The organism is Mesorhizobium sp. WSM3866, from assembly GCF_002294795.1.
Lineage (GTDB): Bacteria > Pseudomonadota > Alphaproteobacteria > Rhizobiales > Rhizobiaceae > Mesorhizobium.
The window spans coordinates 482,556-498,339 of the sequence record NZ_NSGC01000002.1 but is presented as its reverse complement, the minus strand read 5'-3'; the positions used below and the strand labels follow the sequence as shown (position 1 = coordinate 498,339).

12 protein-coding genes are annotated in these 15,784 nt (G+C 64.0%); 8 read left to right on the top strand and 4 right to left on the bottom strand.

Going from position 1 to position 15,784, the window contains the following annotated elements; all coding sequences use genetic code 11:
* Positions 1 to 248 precede the first annotated feature (248 nt).
* From CK222_RS06635 to CK222_RS06610, 6 genes are all read left to right on the top strand, one after another.
* Entirely contained in the window at positions 249 to 1,436 is a 1,188-nt protein-coding gene (locus CK222_RS06635) for an acetyl-CoA C-acetyltransferase (RefSeq protein WP_095799786.1), read from the top strand.
* A gap of 134 nt (positions 1,437 to 1,570) precedes the next feature.
* A complete protein-coding gene (locus CK222_RS06630) occupies positions 1,571 to 2,293 on the top strand; it encodes a beta-ketoacyl-ACP reductase (RefSeq protein ID WP_095799785.1) in 723 nt (240 codons plus the stop codon).
* 723 nt (positions 2,294 to 3,016) lie between these two features.
* On the top strand, positions 3,017 to 6,436 hold the full coding sequence (locus tag CK222_RS06625) for a helicase-related protein (RefSeq protein ID WP_095799784.1): 3,420 nt from the start codon (positions 3,017 to 3,019) through the stop codon (positions 6,434 to 6,436).
* A 15-nt stretch (positions 6,437 to 6,451) separates the two neighbouring features.
* Complete coding sequence (locus CK222_RS06620; protein ID WP_095799783.1) at positions 6,452 to 6,838, top strand: RNA-binding S4 domain-containing protein; 387 nt, start codon at positions 6,452 to 6,454, stop codon at positions 6,836 to 6,838.
* Positions 6,839 to 6,987: 149 nt separating this feature from the next.
* Positions 6,988 to 7,326, top strand: a complete 339-nt coding sequence (fdxA, locus tag CK222_RS06615) for a ferredoxin FdxA (RefSeq protein ID WP_067001876.1) — start codon at positions 6,988 to 6,990, stop codon at positions 7,324 to 7,326.
* 375 nt (positions 7,327 to 7,701) lie between these two features.
* Positions 7,702 to 8,283, top strand: a complete 582-nt coding sequence (locus tag CK222_RS06610) for a CarD family transcriptional regulator (RefSeq protein WP_040974338.1) — start codon at positions 7,702 to 7,704, stop codon at positions 8,281 to 8,283.
* 257 nt (positions 8,284 to 8,540) lie between these two features.
* Here the strand turns inward: CK222_RS06610 and CK222_RS06605 are convergent, their stop codons facing one another.
* The 3 genes from CK222_RS06605 to CK222_RS06595 form a co-directional block, all read right to left on the bottom strand.
* On the bottom strand, positions 8,541 to 9,335 hold the full coding sequence (locus tag CK222_RS06605) for an amino acid ABC transporter ATP-binding protein (RefSeq protein ID WP_095799782.1): 795 nt from the start codon (positions 9,333 to 9,335) through the stop codon (positions 8,541 to 8,543).
* Positions 9,332 to 10,012 (bottom strand): ABC transporter permease subunit, encoded by a 681-nt coding sequence (locus CK222_RS06600; RefSeq protein WP_095799781.1) that lies wholly within the window; start codon positions 10,010 to 10,012, stop codon positions 9,332 to 9,334. The genes CK222_RS06605 and CK222_RS06600 overlap by 4 nt, the downstream gene beginning before the upstream one ends.
* A gap of 120 nt (positions 10,013 to 10,132) precedes the next feature.
* On the bottom strand, positions 10,133 to 10,906 hold the full coding sequence (locus tag CK222_RS06595; protein ID WP_095778113.1) for an amino acid ABC transporter substrate-binding protein: 774 nt from the start codon (positions 10,904 to 10,906) through the stop codon (positions 10,133 to 10,135).
* A 306-nt stretch (positions 10,907 to 11,212) separates the two neighbouring features.
* Between CK222_RS06595 and CK222_RS06590 the strand changes: the two genes are divergently transcribed.
* Both CK222_RS06590 and CK222_RS06585 read left to right on the top strand, forming a co-directional pair.
* The gene (locus CK222_RS06590) at positions 11,213 to 12,076 is read left to right on the top strand and encodes an RNA polymerase factor sigma-32 (RefSeq protein WP_067001865.1); all 864 of its coding nucleotides are present in this window, start codon (positions 11,213 to 11,215) and stop codon (positions 12,074 to 12,076) included.
* A 240-nt stretch (positions 12,077 to 12,316) separates the two neighbouring features.
* Positions 12,317 to 14,230, top strand: a complete 1,914-nt coding sequence (locus tag CK222_RS06585) for a caspase family protein (protein ID WP_245432966.1) — start codon at positions 12,317 to 12,319, stop codon at positions 14,228 to 14,230.
* Between the two features lie 83 nt (positions 14,231 to 14,313).
* On the opposite strand, the gene CK222_RS06580 is transcribed toward CK222_RS06585, so the two are convergent.
* The gene (locus CK222_RS06580; protein ID WP_095799779.1) at positions 14,314 to 15,756 is read right to left on the bottom strand and encodes a M48 family metalloprotease; all 1,443 of its coding nucleotides are present in this window, start codon (positions 15,754 to 15,756) and stop codon (positions 14,314 to 14,316) included.
* Positions 15,757 to 15,784 lie beyond the last annotated feature (28 nt).

Below are 15,784 nucleotides of genomic sequence, written 5' to 3'. Positions count from 1 at the left end.
TGCGCCATTTGTCGAGGATATGCGCAAAAGCGTCACAATTCCAAGCGGTTTGTGCAGTGCGGCATCAATTAATGCCGAAAGGGCGGGCCAAATTGTGCTGCAGCGCGATGGCCACGCCGTCACGATAAGCGCTCGACTTGCTTGCCGCGCATGGCGGCCATGCCGATTTCCGGTTTGACTCAGGTGCTTGAACGGGCAAGAAAGTCTCCAAGGATAGCCTAACGACACCTCGAAGCCTGGAGAAGAAAATGTCCGCTTCCAATTCAATCGTCGTCGCCAGCGCAGCCCGCACAGCAGTCGGCTCCTTCAACGGCAGTTTCGCCACCACGCCCGCGCACGAGCTCGGCGCGGTCGTCATCAAGGAATTGCTCGCGCGTGCCAAGGTCGATCCGGCGGAGGTGGACGAAGTCATCCTCGGTCAGGTGCTGACCGCCGCTCAGGGCCAGAACCCGGCCCGCCAGGCTTCCGTCAATGCCGGTCTGCCCAAGGAGACGACTGCTTGGGGCCTCAACCAGGTTTGCGGCTCGGGCTTGAGGGCCATTGCGCTCGGCATGCAGCAGATCGCCACCGGCGACGCCAAGGTGATCGTCGCCGGCGGCCAGGAATCGATGTCGCTGTCGCCGCACGCCCAGCACCTGCGCGCTGGCGTCAAGATGGGCGACTACAAGATGATCGATACCATGATCAAGGACGGCCTATGGGATGCCTTCAACGGCTACCATATGGGCAACACCGCCGAGAACGTCGCTCGTCAGTTCCAGATCACCCGCGAAGTCCAGGACGAGTTCGCGCTGGCCTCGCAAAACAAGGCCGAGGCGGCACAGAAGGCCGGTAAGTTCAAGGACGAGATCGTCGCCGTCACCATCAAGGGCAAGAAGGGCGACACCATCGTCGACCAGGACGAATACATCCGCCACGGCGCTACGCTGGATGCCATGACCAAGCTGAAGCCGGCCTTCGACAAGGACGGCACCGTCACCGCCGCCAATGCTTCGGGCATCAATGACGGAGCCGCCGGCGCGCTGCTGATGAGCGAGGCCGAGGCTGCCAGGCGCGGCATCACCCCACTGGTCCGCATCGCCTCCTGGGCGACCGCCGGCGTCGATCCGGCGATCATGGGCACCGGCCCGATCCCGGCGTCGAAGCGGGCGCTGGAGAAGGCCGGCTGGTCGGCCAAGGACCTCGATCTCGTCGAGGCCAACGAGGCCTTCGCCGCGCAGGCCTGCGCCGTCAACAAGGGCATGGGCTGGGATCCCTCGATCGTCAACGTCAATGGCGGCGCCATCGCCATCGGCCATCCGATCGGCGCCTCGGGCGCCCGCGTGTTCAACACGCTGGTCTACGAGATGCGCCGCCGCGGCGCAAAGAAGGGCCTCGCGACGCTTTGCATCGGCGGCGGCATGGGCGTTGCGATGTGTGTGGAAGCCTTGAACTGAGCGAATGGCGAACTGAGCGAATAGCGAATGGGGGGTAGCGAATAGGGGGAAATGGCGTTGCACGACGGGCTATCGGATCCCTACTCGCTGTTCGCCACTCCCTATTCGCTCTCCCGACCAAAGGGAGGAAATGCATGAGCAAGGTAGCAATCGTCACGGGCGGATCGCGCGGCATCGGTGCGGCGATATCGGTGGCCCTGAAGAATGCCGGCTATTCGGTCGCCGCGAACTATGCCGGCAATGACGAGGCGGCCCAGAAATTCAAGGCCGAGACCGGCATCCCCGTCTACAAATGGTCGGTCGCCGATTATGACGCTTGCGCCGCCGGCATCGCCCAAGTCGAGGCTGATCTCGGTCCGGTCTCGGTGCTGGTCAACAATGCCGGCATCACCCGCGACACCATGTTCCACAAGATGACCCGCGAGCAGTGGAAGGAGGTCATCGACACCAACCTTTCCGGCGTCTTCAACATGACGCATCCGCTATGGAACGGCATGCGCGATAGGAAGTTCGGCCGCGTCATCACCATCTCCTCGATCAACGGCCAGAAAGGCCAGATGGGCCAGGTCAATTATTCGGCCTCGAAAGCCGGCGACATCGGCTTCACCAAGGCGCTTGCCCAGGAAGGCGCCCGCGCCGGCATCACCGTCAACGTTGTTTGCCCCGGCTACATCGCCACCGACATGGTCATGGCCGTGCCGGAAAAAGTGCGGGAATCGATCATCGCTCAGATCCCGGTCGGCCGTCTCGGCGAGCCGGAGGACATTGCGCGCTGCGTCGTCTTCCTCGCCTCGGAAGACGCAGGCTTCATCACCGGCTCGACGATAAGCGCCAATGGCGGCCAGTATTTCGCCTGAGATCTTATTCGGCTGAACTCTTCTGACACCGATGGCGGGCGGCCCGCCGCAAACGGGCCGCCTGTTTTTGTCTGCGCTCCGGCGGCACCGGGTGGGCATGCCTCAATTTGGCACGCAATACTTAACGGCCTCCCCGCGCCCTGTGGAAACCCGGTTCACATGCTGTGAATTTTTCGGTGCACAAGCTGTGGACAACACCATATCTAGGGGTGAACAAACCGGGAATTTTTGCAGATCGCTGATTCGTCGCCGATTCGTTCCGGCTTTGGCCGAAAAGTTAACGGGCCACGCCGGAAACAGCGCGAAAAAGGTTAACGACGATTAGGAAAGATCAACCATTTCACAATGTTGGCGGCCGCGCTCGAGTCCGTCGCGGTCGCTCCTCCGCAAAGGTTAACGACGCTCCGGAACCAGCGCGAGCCAAGCACGAAACGGGCCAGTTCACAGATTCAGCATGTGGTGAGACTCATGGCCAAAAAATCCACATATAGCCGTGAACAAAACCTGAATCAGAGTGAGTCAGTGATTCGTCGCCGATTCGTTCCAGACTCGTTCCAACGGTTAATCGACCGCGGATTTTGACCTTGCCTGTCGTCGCGCCATCTGTTGATGAGAACATTCCGCTTTCGCTTCGCGTCTGAAATCCCTATGTGTGCCCTGTCACACGCGGCGGCACCGCCGCGTCCCCGACAACAAGCGGCAGAAAGCCTCATTTCCGAGCCGATGAATATCCAGCCGAAACCCTCCCAGCCGCTGATCCTTTCCGGCCGCGACGTGACGGCCGTGCTCGGCCCCACCAACACCGGCAAGACCCATCTCGCCATCGAGCGCATGGTGGCGCACGACACCGGCATCATCGGTCTGCCGCTGAGGCTCCTTGCCCGCGAGGTCTATACACGCGTCTGCGAGAAGGTCGGCGCCAGCAAGGTGGCGCTGATCACCGGCGAAGAGAAGATCGTGCCGGCGAGCGCGAGATATTCCGTCTGCACCGTGGAGGCGATGCCGCGAGAGACCGATGCCGCCTTCGTCGCCATCGACGAGGTGCAGCTCGCCGGCGACCTCGAACGCGGCCACATCTTCACCGACCGCATCTTGCATCTGCGCGGCCGCCAGGAGACGCTGCTTCTGGGCGCCGCCACCATGCACGGCATCCTGCAACGCCTGCTGAAGGGCGTCTCGGTGGTGACGCGGCCGCGGCTGTCGCATCTTGCCTATGCCGGCTCGAAGAAGCTCACCCGCCTGCCGCGGCGCACGGCGATCGTCGCCTTCTCCGCCGACGAGGTCTATGCCATCGCCGAATTGATCCGCCGCCAGCAGGGCGGTGCTGCCGTCGTTCTCGGCGCGCTCAGTCCCCGCACCCGCAATGCCCAGGTGGAGATCTTCCAGTCGGGCGACGTCGACTATCTGGTCGCCACCGATGCCATCGGCATGGGCCTGAACCTCGACCTCGAGCACGTCGCCTTCGCCCAGAACCGCAAGTTCGACGGCTACCAATACCGCAACCTGACCGCCGCCGAGCTAGGCCAGATCGCGGGGCGTGCCGGCCGACACCTGCGCGACGGCACCTTCGGCGTCACCGGCCAGGTCGATCCGTTCGACGAGGATCTGGTCAAGAAGATCGAGGGGCACGATTTCGACCCGGTGAAGGTGCTGCAGTGGCGCACCGCCGATTTCGATTTTGCCAGCCTCGATGCCCTGAAACGCTCGATCGAGACCAACGCGCCGGTCGAAGGGCTGACCCGAGCATTGCCGGCGGTCGACGCCCAGGCGCTGGAACATTTGTCGCGCGACGCCGACATCAGGACGCTAGCCACCGGCAGGGAGCGCGTGGCGCTGCTGTGGGAGGCCTGCGCGCTGCCGGACTACCGCAAGATCGCGCCCGCCCAGCATGCCGACCTCATCGCCTCGATCTATATGGACCTTGCACGCCATGGCCATGTCGATGAGAATTACATGGCCGAGCAGGTGCGGCGGGCCGACACCACGGATGGTGATATCGACACGCTGTCGCACCGGATCGCCCAGATCCGCACCTGGACCTTCGTCTCCAACCGACCGGGCTGGCTGGCCGATCAGCTACACTGGCAGGAAAAGACGCGCGAAATCGAAGACAGATTGTCGGATGCGCTGCATGAGCGGTTGACGAAACGCTTCGTAGACCGCAGGACTTCCGTCCTCATGCGGCGCCTTAGAGAAAATACCATGCCTGAAGCTGAAATCAGCCCAACCGGAACCGTGCTCGTTGAAGGCCATCACGTCGGCGAGCTGCAGGGATTCCGCTTCACCGCCGACCAGAGCGCCGGCGGCGAGGACGCCAAGGCGGTGCGCACCGCTGCCCAGAAGGCGCTCGCGGCTGAGTTCGAGGCGCGCGCCGAGCGCTTCGCCGCCTGCGCCAACGGCGATCTGGCATTGGGCTCGGACGGTGTCCTGCGCTGGATCGGCGCGCCGATCGGCACCCTGGTTGCCGGCGACGAGGCCTTGAAGCCGCGCCTTGTGCTGCTTGCCGACGAGCAGCTCACCGGCCCTGCCCGCGACAAGGTCGCGGCGCGCGCCGAGCGTTTCGTCAATTTCCAGATCGAGTCGCTCTTGAAGCCGCTGGTCGATTTGAAGAATGCCGAGCAGCTCACCGGCATCGCGCGCGGCATCGCCTTCCAGCTCATCGAGCATTTCGGTCTCATCAACCGCCGCGACATCGCCGAGGAAATGAAGTCGCTCGACCAGGAAGGCCGCGCGGCGCTGCGGCGTATTGGCGTCCGCTTCGGTGCCTACCACGTCTTCGTGCCGGCGCTGATCAAGCCGGCGCCTGCCGGGCTGGTGACGCTGCTCTGGGCGCTTAAGAGCGACGGCAAGGACAAGCCAGGCTTCGGCGACGTGGTGCATGCGCTGGCATCGGGCCGCACCTCGGTGGTGATCGATCCTGCTTTCGACAAGACGTTCTACAAGCTCGCCGGCTATCGCAATCTCGGCCGCCGCGCCGTACGCGTCGATATCCTAGAGCGGCTGGCCGATCTCATTCGCCCCGCGACCAACTGGAAGCCCGGCCTCGGCCAGCGACCCGACGGCGCCTATGACGGCCACGCCTTCATGGTGACGCCGCCCATGATGTCGATCCTCGGCGCCACCGCCGACGACATGGAAGAGATCCTCAAAGGCCTTGGCTATCGCGCCGAACCGAAGCCGGCGGCGGAGGTGAAGGCCAAGCTCGACGCGCTGGACAATGCCGCCCGCGAGGCCGCGGCTGCGAAGCTTGCGGCGGAAGAGGCTGCGCGTGCTGCACAGGCGGCAGAGGCGCACGCCGTGGCAACAGACACGGTTGCAGAGGCAACGGTCGAGGGATCCGAGCCGGCTGCCGCTGTAGTTCCTGCCGAAGCCATCGCGGAAGCCGCGACGGAGCCTGACGCGAAAGACCCGGCGGAAGCGTCGGCTGCGGTCGCGGAAGAGACTCCGCCTATGGAGGCCGCCGCAGCGGTGGACGCGGCAGCAGTGCTTGGGTCGGCTGAAAGCGCCGACGCCTCCCCCTCCGCCTCGATGGCGGAGGTCATTGCGCGAAGCGACGCGGGTGGGGGTCACGGCGCCAACGATGCAGGCGGCACCAACACCGGCGACGCCGGCGCTCCCCACGAGGGCGAAAGTGGTGAAGGCGCAGAGCCCTCCGCCGAGCCGGAAGAGCAGAAGCCGATCCTGCTGTGGCGGCAGGCGCGCTTCGACCATTCGCGCCCGCGCCACCGCCATGACAATCGCCGCGACAATCGTCCGCGCAACGGCCAGGCGGCAGGCGATGGCCAGGCGGGTGCCACGGGTGGCCAGGCCGGCGATCGGCCAGCCCGTGAGGGCCGCCGCGACCAGCGCGACGGGGCCGGCAAGCCGCGCTTCGACCGCTCGAAGTTCAAGCCGAGACCGGAACGCGAAGGCGGCGAACGGCGCGAAGGCAGGCCTCAGGGCGAGCGTGCCGATCGCCACGAGGGGGGCCGCCGCGAGGGCCGGCCGGACTGGAAAGGCAACAGGCAGGACGGCAAGGGCAATGCCGCAGGCGGCAGCAAGCCGACCTTCCAGAGCAAGCCGCGCGAGGAGCGTCCGCAGCGCTTCGATCCGGATTCACCCTTTGCCAAGCTCGCCGCCTTGCGCGACCAGCTGAAGAAATAGCCTCGGCCGGTCGCGATGGTTGGAGAAGGCCGCCAGCGCATCGACAAATGGTTGTTCTTCTCGCGTGCGGTGAAATCCCGGTCGCTGGCGGCGAAGCTCGTCATTGCCGGGCGCGTCCGCATCAATCGCGACAAAGCAGCGCAGGCCTCCGATCTGGTCAAGGCCGGCGATGTTCTGACCATCACGCTCGACCGCCGAATCCTTGTCTGGAAGGTGCTTGGGCCTGGCGCCCGGCGTGGTCCTGCCGACGAGGCGCGGCTGCTTTACGAGGATATGTCGCCGTCGCCGACGGCCAAGGGCGAGGCGGTTCCTGACGCCATTCCGGCGCTGCGCGAGGCCGGCACCGGCCGTCCGACCAAGCGGCAGCGGCGGCAGACGGACCGGCTGCTCGGCGAGGACTAGAAGATACGACGGAACCTCGTCGCGGCAGGCGCGCGGAATTCCTTTCCGCGATGCCGGCTCAGGCGGGAAGTCCTGCCCTTGCAAGCGGCGGGCAAAGGCGTTACCTCACCAAAAAAGCCCAGCAAATACGGGACGTCCCGGAGCCTGCGATGACCTATGTCGTGACCGACAATTGCATAAAATGCAAATACATGGACTGCATCGAGGTCTGTCCGGTCGACTGTTTCTACGAAGGCGAGAACATGCTCGTCATCCATCCTGACGAGTGCATCGACTGCGGCGTGTGCGAGCCGGAATGCCCGGCCGACGCGATCAAGCCGGACACCGAGTCCGGGCTCGACAAATGGTTGCAGGTCAATTCCGAATACGCGGAGAAATGGCCCAACATCACTGCCAAGAAAGAGCCGCCGGCCGACGCCAAGAACTTCGACGGCGAGGCCGGGAAGTTCGAGAAGTATTTCTCGCCGGAGCCCGGCGAAGGCGACTGAAGGCCGGGCCGGGCAAGCCGGCATGACCCGACGTAAGCGAGCCGATACAATTGCTGTCTTGACAGCCAGCGATGGCCCATGGCGTTAGCGAATGCAGCAAAACCTTGATTCTTCCGACTTTTTGTGTTATATCCGCGAAACATGCCGGTGACACAACGTCGATTTATGGCGCTAACGCCCCAAATCACTGAAAGGTGAACTTTTCAAATCCGGACCAGAGCGATCTGGGGCAGGCAATCGCATTCGTGCGGTTTGTCGGTCCCGGCTTATTCCGGTGAGTTCACTTGTTGTGCGGCTAAAGATCGGCTTCCGCCGATCGTCTGAGTTCAGCCGGCGCCGCCATGCCGGCGCTACAACTAAGGAGTTCAGGGCGTAATGGCAACGATCACCCCGCAGAAGAAGTCCACCGCGGCCCGTCACGGGTTCAAGACCGGTGAGTTTATCGTTTACCCGGCGCATGGCGTCGGCCAGATCGTGGCCATCGACGAGCAGGAAGTCGCGGGTCACAAGCTGGAGCTGTTCGTCATCGATTTCCAGAAGGACAAGATGAGGCTTAAGGTGCCGGTCGCCAAGGCGACCTCTATCGGCATGCGCAAGCTCTCGGAAGAGGATTATGTCGATCGCGCGCTGAAGGTCGTGCAGGGCCGCGCCCGCATCAAGCGCACGATGTGGTCGCGTCGCGCGCAGGAGTATGATGCCAAGATCAATTCCGGCGACCTGATCTCGATCTCGGAAGTGGTGCGCGACCTCTATCGCGCCGACAACCAGCCGGAGCAGTCCTATTCCGAGCGCCAGCTCTACGAAGCCGCGCTCGACCGCATGGCTCGCGAGATCGCCGCCGTCAACCGCATGTCGGAGACCGAGGCGGTTCGCCTCATCGAGGTCAACCTCAACAAGGGTCCGAAGCGCGGCGCCAAGGCCGACAACGAGGAAGCCGAGCAGGAAGAAGCTGCCTGAGCATTCGCCTGCCGAACAACGAAGAACCCGGCCTTGCGCCGGGTTTTTTGTTGCGCGCAATATCGGAAGGTCGGTGCTGCCCTCATCCGCCTGCCGGCACCTTCTCCCGTATAGTGAACGGGGAGAAGCGAGATGACGGCGTCGTTGGCGCCCATTCTGAAACGTTGGCGATAGGCGAACTCTCTGATGGAAGCGTCCTTTCTCCCGTCACTATACGCGGAGATATGCCCGGCAGAGCAATGAGGGGCAGCGCCAACTTATGAAGAAATCGTACCTGATCCCCCGCCCCCGCCTTCCTTCCGCGCTTCCTCCTGCCGCAGCGAGGCGATGAAGCGCTTGGTCCGCTCGCGCTCGGGATTGTCGAACACGATCGAAGCCGGGCCCTTCTCGACGATCGAGCCGGCATCGAGGAACACGACCTCCTGCGCGATCTTGGAGGCAAGTCTCAGATCATGCGTGGCCATCACCATGGTGGTGCCCTCGCGGGCCAGCTGACCCAGCACGTCGACCACTTCCTGCGCTAGCTCCGGATCGAGCGCCGAGGTCGGCTCGTCGCAAAGCAGCACGCGCGGCGACGGCGCCAGCGCCCGGGCGATCGCAACGCGCTGCTGCTGGCCGCCTGACAGAGTCACCGGCCAAGCATCGGCCTTATGCGCCATGCCGACCTTCTCGAGCAGCGCCATCGCCCGCTCGCGCGCCCGCGCCTGCGGCCATTTCAGCACCGTCACCAGCCCTTCCATGACATTCTCGATCGCGGTGCGATGCGGAAAGAGCTGAAAGCTCTGAAACACCATGCCGGTCTGCAGCCGCACGCGCTGGATGTCCGCTGCCGGTACTTTGGTGCCCGGCCGAAATTCCAGCGTCTCGTCGCCGATGCGCAAAGTGCCCGAGGTCGGAATTTCCAAGAGGTTGATGCAGCGCAAGAGCGTGCTTTTTCCGCCGCCCGAAGGCCCGACCAGCGCCGTGACGGTGCCTTCGTCGATGCTGACGGTGACACCTTTCAGGACAAGATTGTCGCCGAAGCGCTTCTCGATGTTGGTGAGGCCGATCATGCATTGGCCTCCAGGAAGCCGCCATAGCGGTTGAGCCGCACCTCCAGCCGCGCCTGCAGAGCCGACAGCACCGAGCTCATCGCCAGATAGAGCGCCGCCGCCTCGACATAGAGGATCAGCGGCTCGTAAGTGGTGGCGACGATGCGCTGCGCAGCCTGGAACATTTCGGGCACCGTTATTGCCGCCGCGAGCGAGGTGTCCTTGACCAGCGATATGAACGTATTGGAGAGCGGCGGCACCGCGACGCGGCCCGCTTGCGGAAGGATCGTGCGCCGCATCGCCTGGCTCCAGGTCATGCCGATCGAATAGGAGGCCTCCCACTGCCCTTTCGGCACCGAGCCGATGACGGCGCGGATGATCTCCGACGTGTAGGCGCCGATATTGAGCGTGAAGCCGATCAGCGCTGCGGGAAAGGCATCGAGCAGGATGCCCACCGACGGCAGGCCGTAGAAGATCAGGAAGAGCTGCACCAGGAGCGGCGTGCCGCGAAAGATCCAGACATAGAAGCGCACAAGCGCGACCAGCGCTTTCGGGCCGAACAGCCTGATCAGCGCCGTCACCAGCCCGGCCATAAGCCCCAAGGCGAAGGACAGCAGCGTCAGCGGCACGGTGAAGATCAGTGCCGCCCATAGCAGCGTCGGCAGCGACTCCAGCATCAATTGCAACCAGTGCGGCACGGAGCCCTTCTCCTTTCCGGACGCTGCGGCCCTCTGGCCGCATGCCGAGCGACTATCAGGTAAAAATCGGCGGGCCGTCAAAGACGGCCCGCCGGAACTCAAGCAAAGGGATGATTGGGCTTACTGCGAGACGTCCTGGCCGAAATATGTGTCGGCAATCTTCTTGTAGGTGCCGTCGGCCTTGATGTCGGCCAGCGCCTTGTTGATCGCCGCCACCAGTTCCGGATCGCCCTTGCGCACGATGACACCGGAATAGTCGGCATTCTCTTCCTGCGCGGCGATCTTCACATTGGCGTCGGGCTTGTGCTTCTTGAAATCGAGGAAGGACAGGCTGTCGTTGATGGTGGCGTCGGCGCGACCGGTGAGCAGCAGCTGGATCGACTGGTCGAAGCCGTCGGTGCCGACCAATTCGGCGCCGTTCTTCTCGGCGAGCTTGCCGAAATTCGAGGTCAGCGACTGCGCCGCCTTCTTGCCCTTGAGATCCGCGAATGTCTTGATGTCGCTGTTGTCGCCGCGCACGATCAGCACCGCCTTGGAGGCGATGTAGGGATCTGAGAAATCATACTTGGCCTTGCGCGCGTCGGTGATGCCGACCTCGTTGATGACGGCGTCGTAGCGGTTGGCGTCGAGCCCCGCGATCAGGCCGTCCCACTTGCCCTCGAGAAACTGCACCTTGACGCCGAGCTTCTCGGCGATCGCCTTGGCGATCTCCACGTCGAAGCCGACCAGGGCGCCGGATTCGTCATGATAGGTGAAGGGCGCGTAGGTGCCCTCCGTGCCGACCTTGATCACGCCCGCCTGCTTGATCTGGTCGAGATTGGCGCCGGCATGACCGGCTGTGACTGCCAGAACCTGCAGCGTTCCGGCGACGAGAAGCGATTTGAGCCATTTCATTTTTCTGTGATCCCGTTTTGACCGGTGCCCCGGCGCATGGTGAGAGCCGCAAACTGGCAGATGGAACCTCAAGAAATAAGGAACCAGATTTCAAAAATCGACCGTTCCCGAAATCCAGTTCTCAAAACCAGCGAAAAATCCGCCAAGCCAAGCCTCACGGATCGATAACAGAAACGTTTTCGGCAGGCATATGCATCCGCCGGCACTACGGAACCATTCGCGCTTCTGGCACGTTGCTGGCTGTTGTAGGGCGCTGCGACGTCATTTCAACCGTCATCCAGTGCAACGACCGCCAAAGGAGCCGGCATGATCGAGGATGTGGCAGGACGGACACTGGTCCGGGCGGCAATGAAGGCTCCCTATCTCGAGCGCGACGAGGAGCATCTCCTGGCCATACGCTGGAGGGAAAAAAAGGATCAGGACGCGCTGCATCTGATCACCGTCGCCCATATGCGGCTGGTGATTTCGATGGCTTCCAAATTCCGCCACTACGGTTTGCCGCTCGGCGACCTCATTCAGGAAGGCCATGTCGGCCTGCTGGAAGCGGCTGCCCGCTTCGAGCCCGCCCGCGAAGTCCGTTTCTCGACCTATGCCACCTGGTGGATCCGCGCCTCGATGCAGGATTATATCCTGCGCAACTGGTCGATCGTGCGCGGCGGCACCAGCTCCGCGCAGAAGGCGCTGTTCTTCAATCTGAGGCGGCTGCGCGCGCGGCTTGCCAACGGCGCCGAGCCGCTCTCCAATGCCTCGCTTTACCGCGAGGTTTCGGCCGCGCTCGGCGTGCCGGAAGCCGACGTGGCGATGATGGATTCGCGTCTTTCGGCCCCCGACAGCTCCCTCAACACCCCGCTTGCCGATGAGAACGGCGCCGCCGAGCGGATGGATTTCCTGGTCTCGGAGGATCCGCTTCCCGACGAGGTCGTCGGCGAAACGATAGACGTCGAGCGCCGCGCGGTCTGGCTGAAGAGCGCGCTCGGCGCGCTCAATGCGCGCGAGCTGCGCATCATCGAGGAGCGCCGCCTGAGCGACGACGGCGCCACCCTGGAATCGCTTGGCGAGGCGCTCGGCATCTCCAAGGAACGCGTCCGCCAGATCGAAGCCCGCGCCATGGAAAAGCTGCGGGCGGCGCTGGTGAAGCAGAACCCCGAATTCCTGGCGGAAGCCGCCTGAAAGCCAAGGCAGCGGCTCGAAGTCGCCAGGAGACTATCAGTCAGCCATCCCGGCGGCTTTCTGCATCCGTAGCCATGGATTGTGAATTCTTTAACAGACCCTCGCGGCGTAAACTGTCTTCCTGACTGCACCAACTTTAGCGGATGGGGGTTTGCCATGCTGCGATGCTGCGCGTTCCTTGCAGCCCTGGTTCTCGTGTGCTTCACCGCGTTCGAGGCTCACGCCGATCGGAGGGTTGCCTTGGTCATCGGCAATGCCGAATACCGAAATATTCCGGCTCTCAAAAACCCGGACAAAGATGCTCAGGACGTCGCGAACACGTTCCGGCTGGCCGGCTTCGACGTGTTCGTCGCAAAGGACTTGACCAAGCTTCAGTTCGAGGAGCGGTTCCGCAACTATCTCGCCGCGGCGGACGGTGCGGATCTGGCCGTCGTCTACTATTCCGGCCACGGTTTTCAGATCGGGGGCGAGAATTTCCTGATCCCCGTCGACGCGTCGCTGAAGGATGCCGCCGACATCGAGGTCCAGGCGATCAAGCTTGACGACGTGCTGGAGCAATTGCGCTCGAAAGCGAAGATCCAGGTGATCATCCTCGACGCCTGCCGGAACAATCCTTTCCCCCGCCAGGATTACTGGCTGAGGGACCAGCTGATCGTCGCGGGCGACGCCGGCCTTGCGCAGGTGAAGAGCTCACTGAACACGCTGATTGCCTTCGCCACCGAGCCAGGCGCGGTCGCCTATGACGGGCGCGGTGCCCTCAGCCCGTTCTCATCTGCCTTTTCGCGCCACGCGTTGGCGCCCAACCAGGAAATCCGCACGGTGATGGCGGCGGTTCGCCGCGACGTGGTCAAAGCCACCAACGGCAAGCAGGTTCCGTGGGAGAATTCCTCGCTGGTCGACGAGGTGGTGCTGATGCGCCACGATGACGCCGAGGGTCAGGAGGTCACGGCCAAGCAGGAGCAGCCGGATCCGGAGAGCGGCATCCACATCACCGGCGCCGCCGAGGCGATCGCAAATCGCGATATCAGCATCCCGGTTGGCGTCGGTCCGGTTCCGCTGAAGCTCGATTTCCCGAGCAACGACCCCGCGCTCAGCCTGAAGCTTGCAAGCTATCCGGCAACGGGAACTCTGTCGCTGCCGGACCGGACCCTGTCTCCGGATTCCAGCCTGATGGCCGGTGAAGTCGATAATTTGCGTTACGAGCCGCAGATCGGCTCGGCTGCTCCGGTCCAGATTGGCTTCCAAATCCGCGGCGGCAACGCGTCCAAGGCAGCGATGATGAAGCTGTCGCCAAGCGTCGACCCCTGCGACCAGGCGGCGGGCGCACCGCTCGACCTGCAGGGCGTCGCGCCCGGCCGTTTGCAGAACGAGATCGCCGGCGAGGCCGCTGAGGCCTGCCAGGCGGCGGTGAAGGCCTACCCCGACGTCGCTCGGTTTCGCTACGAGCTTGGGCGGGCGCTGCTGGCGTCCGGCAAGGTCGACGAGGCCAGGAAAGCTATCCAGGAAGCTGCCGACAGGGGGCACGTCCGCGCCATGTTCGAGCTCGGCCATATCGCTTCGTCCGGAATAGGACTGGCCGCGGACTCCGCGAAAGCGATCAGCTTCTATTCAGAAGCATCCGACAAGGGAGACCCCTATGCGATGGCCGCTTGGGGGCGAGCCTTGTTCAATGGTGTCGACGTCGAGCAGAATACCGGCAAGGGATTGGACCTGCTGCTCAAGGCGGCGGCCATGGGGCACGTCAACGCGATGAACGATCTCGCCGTGATCTTCAAGGATGGCCGCAACGGCGTGCCCGCCGACGAGGCCCGCGCCTTGGCTTTCCTCAAAGCCGGCATCGCGCGGCAAGAGGCATATTCGATGAGCATTCTCGGCCTTCCCGCGCGCAGCACCTTAACGGTCGCAGTGTGCAAGCCCAAGGTCGTGACGAAAATAGTCACCAAGGTAAAGGTTGTCCGCACACCCGCGCCGAAGACGCCGACGGTGACAGTCCCGACAGTGGTCAAACCACCTCAGACCGATACCGGACCGGCGCCCTGGCGCGGCAGTAGCGGCGATCATTCGGGGTCCGGCGGCGGCCAAAGTGGTGAGGGCAGCGGGGGCAGCACCGGCGGCCAGACCAGTCCTGAAGGCGGCAGCAGTGGCGGGCTCTGATTGCTGCGGCAGCCGCGCGCCCGGGTTGACTGAATAGAAGCGCGCGGCTGATTCGTTGCGGAAGCACGAAACGGGATGCCACCCTACTTGTCGGTGACGATCTTGACCTTGTCGCCGGCCGACACGCTCGCGCCCGGCGACATTGCGTTGAGCACCCGGAACAGGTCGAGCTTTCGGTCGACGCCGACCATCTGAGCGGCAAGCGTGCCCATGTTCTGGCCGGGCTGCACAGTGACCACCCGGATATGCAGCGGCTTCAGCGCCGCCTTCTCGGCCGCGCTCAACGTGCGGAAGGAGCTGCTGACGGAGCGCGCGACCGGCTCCAGCGCGGTGCTGGCCGAGGGTGCCGCAGTCAGCAGCCGGTAGACCTGTCCGCCGGCCCGGATGACCGCGATATCGAACTGCCACCCTTGCGCGCTGGCATGCGCCATCGCCGCCTCGTTGCCGTTCACCGTTTCCTGGCGCACGCTGGCATCGTCTAGTCCGGCGACCCAGCCGCTGCGGATATAGTCGGTGAGCGACACAGACTTGTCGATCGCCACGCCATCGAAGCGGATGGCGATGTCGCCCGGACCGGTCGCGGTCACCGCGGCCGCCGAATTGTCGATGACGAAACCCTCGGGCACCGAGAACGACACGCCAAGGCCGGGATGCAGGAAGGTCTGGCCGCGCACATAGCCCTCTTCCGGCGTGTCGCCGTAGAGCAGCCCGTCTATGCCGGCGAGAAAGGCATCGCGGTCGCGCGTGCCGACGCCGGGCGGTCCGAAGTTGCGGGCGAGCCGCTGCGCCAGCTCGATGCGCTGCGGCGTGTTGGGATGCGTGGCCAGGAAGTCGAGGCTGGCATCCGTGGCGCCGCTGACCGAGCGGAAATCGGTATAGGCCGACATCGACTGCAGGAAGCGGCCGGCCGCGTATGGATCATAGCCCGCCTCGCCGATCGACTTGATGCCGATCGCGTCGGCCTGCAGTTCCTGGTTGCGCGAAAACTGCGCAAGCCTCAGCTTGCCGCGGATGAGCGCGGCCTTGGCCGTCGGGCTGTCGCCGAGCACGTCGGAGACGACCTTGGTCGCCAAGCCTTCCTCGGCCTCGAGCTGCTGTCGCTGCAGGCCGTGATTGGCGGTGACGTGGCCCATCTCATGCGCGATGACGGCCGCAAGCTCGGAGGAGTCGTTGGCCAGCGCCAAAAGCCCGCGCGTGACATAGAGATAGCCGCCCGGCAGCGCGAAGGCATTTACGTTGGGCGAGTTGAGGATGGTGATGCGATAGGTCTGGGTCGGATTGGCCGAGACCACCGTCAGGTTGCCGACGACCTTGGCCACCATGCGCTCGAGCTTCGGATCGGAATATTCGCCGCCATAGGTGGCGAGAATCCGCGGATGCTGCGCTTTGGCCATTTCGGCCAGCCTGGCATTGGCGACGACATTGTCGACGGTGATCGGCTTGTCGGAGGGCTGGAAGCCGGACTCCTGCACGTCCGGCGGCGTGAACATCTGGCAGCTCGCCAGCGCCACGGCAAAGCCGGCCATCGCGAAAAATCGCGCCAGCGGCTTAGTC

Bases quoted from the DNA above. Each gene is read 5' to 3' on its own strand.
- CK222_RS06635 (WP_095799786.1), top strand. From the start codon at position 249: ATGTCCGCTTCCAATTCAATCGTCGTCGCCAGCGCAGCCCGCACAGCA.
- CK222_RS06630 (WP_095799785.1), top strand. From the start codon at position 1,571: ATGAGCAAGGTAGCAATCGTCACGGGCGGATCGCGCGGCATCGGTGCG.
- CK222_RS06625 (WP_095799784.1), top strand. From the start codon at position 3,017: ATGAATATCCAGCCGAAACCCTCCCAGCCGCTGATCCTTTCCGGCCGC.
- CK222_RS06620 (WP_095799783.1), top strand. From the start codon at position 6,452: ATGGTTGGAGAAGGCCGCCAGCGCATCGACAAATGGTTGTTCTTCTCG.
- fdxA (WP_067001876.1), top strand. From the start codon at position 6,988: ATGACCTATGTCGTGACCGACAATTGCATAAAATGCAAATACATGGAC.
- CK222_RS06610 (WP_040974338.1), top strand. From the start codon at position 7,702: ATGGCAACGATCACCCCGCAGAAGAAGTCCACCGCGGCCCGTCACGGG.
- CK222_RS06605 (WP_095799782.1), bottom strand. From the start codon at position 9,335: ATGATCGGCCTCACCAACATCGAGAAGCGCTTCGGCGACAATCTTGTC.
- CK222_RS06595 (WP_095778113.1), bottom strand. From the start codon at position 10,906: ATGAAATGGCTCAAATCGCTTCTCGTCGCCGGAACGCTGCAGGTTCTG.
- CK222_RS06590 (WP_067001865.1), top strand. From the start codon at position 11,213: ATGATCGAGGATGTGGCAGGACGGACACTGGTCCGGGCGGCAATGAAG.
- CK222_RS06580 (WP_095799779.1), bottom strand. From the start codon at position 15,756: ATGGCCGGCTTTGCCGTGGCGCTGGCGAGCTGCCAGATGTTCACGCCG.